This window comes from Meiothermus hypogaeus (genome assembly GCF_003574035.1).
Classification (GTDB): Bacteria; Deinococcota; Deinococci; order Deinococcales; family Thermaceae; genus Meiothermus; species Meiothermus hypogaeus.
In genome coordinates this window covers 1-2,328 of record NZ_QWKY01000153.1, presented here as the reverse complement: position 1 = coordinate 2,328, position 2,328 = coordinate 1, and the positions used below count along the sequence as shown (strand labels likewise).

Below are 2,328 nucleotides of genomic sequence, written 5' to 3'. Positions count from 1 at the left end.
GAGATGACCCCGATCTCGAGCTCGCTGCTATCCACCACCCGCCGGCCCCCCTTCTGGGGCCGGCGGGTGGTGGATAGCAGCGAGCTCGAGATCGGGGTCATCTCCCGCTACGTCAACAAGAACGCGCTCTTCCGGGGGCAGTGGGGCTTTCGCAAGGGCGAGATGAGTCAGCCTGAATACGAGGCCTATCTGGAGCGCCTGGCCGAGCCGATGTTCGAGGACATGGTGCTCCAGGCCATGGGTGAAGGCTGGCTCGAGCCCGCTGTGGTCTATGGCTACTGGCCGGTGGCCTCGGACAAAAACGACCTGATCGTTTTCGACCCGGCCTCTGGGGCCGAGCGCTTCCGTTTCAACTTCCCCCGCCAGATGGGCGCGGGCTCCCGCCACCTGTGCATCGCCGACTTTTTCCGCCCGCGCTACGCCGATCCCACTGGTCAGGAGCAAACCTGGTTTCCACAGGCGGCCTGGGAAAACGGCGCCCGCGACGTGCTGGCCGCCCAGGTAGTCACCATGGGCCGCAAGGTCTCGGAGGTAGCCCAGGCCTTGTTTCAATCCGATGCCTACCAGGATTACCTTTACCTGCACGGCTTCTCGGTAGAGATGGCCGAGGCCCTGGCCGAATACTGGCACAAGCGCATCCGCCAGCAGCTGGACATTGCCCAAGACGACGCCACAAACCTGCAAGAGCTTTTCCGGCAGGGCTATCAGGGCAGCCGCTACAGCTTTGGCTACCCGGCCTGCCCCCGTTTGGAAGACCAGCGCTACTTGCAAGACCTGCTCCAGTGGCAGGAAATTGGAGTCGAGCTAAGCGAGGAGTACCAGCTTCATCCCGAGCAGTCCACCAGCGCCATTGTGGTGCACCACCCCGCCGCTAAGTATTTCAATCTGTGAGTGGCGCAGCCGCCGGGGTTTCGGCCAGAACTGCTTCTAGCTGCTTCAGGCCGACCTCGAGGGCATCCGGCGCAGCGGTCCGCAAGGTGATGTGCCCCACTTTGCGCCCTGGACGCACCGCCTTTCCGTACCAGTGTAGGTGGGCGCCGGGAATTTCCAGCACTAGGGCGGTGTTGGGCCTCTGGCCAATCAGGTTGAGCATGGCCGAGTGGCCCCGGGCCGCCGTAGAACCCAGGGGCAGGCCCAGTACGGCCCGCAGGTGGTTTTCGAACTGGCTGGTCTCGGCTCCTTCAATCGTCCAGTGGCCCGAATTGTGCACCCGGGGGGCCATCTCGTTGGCCCAGAGGGTTCCCTCCACCTCAAATAGCTCGATGGCCAGAACCCCCACGTAGTCGAGTTTTTCCATCACCCGCAGGGCAAGGTGCTCGGCTTCGTGCTGTAGGCGGGCCGGGGTGGCCGGGGCAGGGGCCAGGCTTTTGCGCAGGATGCCGCCCGCGTGGTGGTTTTCCACCAGGGGATAAAAAGCCACCTGACCGCTTCGGCTACGCACCGCCAGGATGGACAACTCGCGCTCGAAGGGCACAAAAGCTTCCAGAATGAGGGGCTGTCCCCCGAGTTGTAGCCAGGCGGTCTCGAGATCGTTCGACGAATGCAGCAGCTTCTGTCCCTTGCCATCGTAGCCCAGCCGACGGGTTTTGAGTATGGCCGGAAAACCGGTGCGCTCGAGGCCATCCAGCAGGTCGTTTTGGGTCAGCACCGGATAAAACAAGGGGGTAGGGATACCCAGCCCCTGAAAAAAGGTCTTTTCGGCCAGCCGATCCTGCGCTACCTCGAGGGCTACCGGCGGCGGGTAAACGGGCCGGCGTTCGGCCAGCCATTTCGCCGCCCCTACCGGTACGTTCTCGAACTCATAGGTGATGAGCTCGAGGCCCTCGGCAAAACGGCCCAACACCGCTTCGTCGGCATAATCGCCCTGCAGCAGCTCGGCCAGCTGGCCCGCCGGAGCCTCCGCCACCCGATCCAAAAAACGAAAGCGAAGCCCCAGGGGATACCCTGCCAGGGCCAGCATTCTTCCCAGTTGTCCACCGCCCAGAACCCCTATCCGCACACCTATAGCCTACTCGAGGTATATGCAAGAGCCCAATATACCCTCCCGTCATGCCGTCCGGGAGTTTACCCAAGCAGCATTGGAGTTAATCGAACGGGCATCTCTGGCACCCCACTTCAGGCCACTTCAAGCTCGAGACTTCTGGATGTTTCATACCAGATTCGGTTGATTCGTTACCGTTCGGTAACGAATCAACAGGGCCGAAGTTATCCGCGTAGCGGAGGGCGATACCGCCCCTTGGAAGTTATCCGCGTAGCGGAGGGCGATACCGCCCCTTGGAAGGGAGACGCTTTCTTCGCCGACCGACAGTGAAGGGCCATCGGCCCCCG

The 2,328-nt window shown here is 62.6% G+C and carries 2 protein-coding genes; one reads left to right on the top strand and one right to left on the bottom strand.

The genetic code is table 11. The annotated features are described in order from the left end of the window. Nucleotides 1–891: vitamin B12 dependent-methionine synthase activation domain-containing protein (locus Mhypo_RS17585; RefSeq protein ID WP_276309768.1), on the top strand; the 891-nt coding region annotated here is incomplete at its 5' end. On the opposite strand, the gene Mhypo_RS17580 is transcribed toward Mhypo_RS17585, so the two are convergent. Then, nucleotides 881–1,999: a 5-(carboxyamino)imidazole ribonucleotide synthase gene (locus tag Mhypo_RS17580; RefSeq protein WP_119342507.1), complete on the bottom strand. Its 1,119-nt coding sequence runs from the start codon at nt 1,997–1,999 to the stop codon at nt 881–883. The genes Mhypo_RS17585 and Mhypo_RS17580 overlap by 11 nt on opposite strands. Nucleotides 2,000–2,328 lie beyond the last annotated feature (329 nt).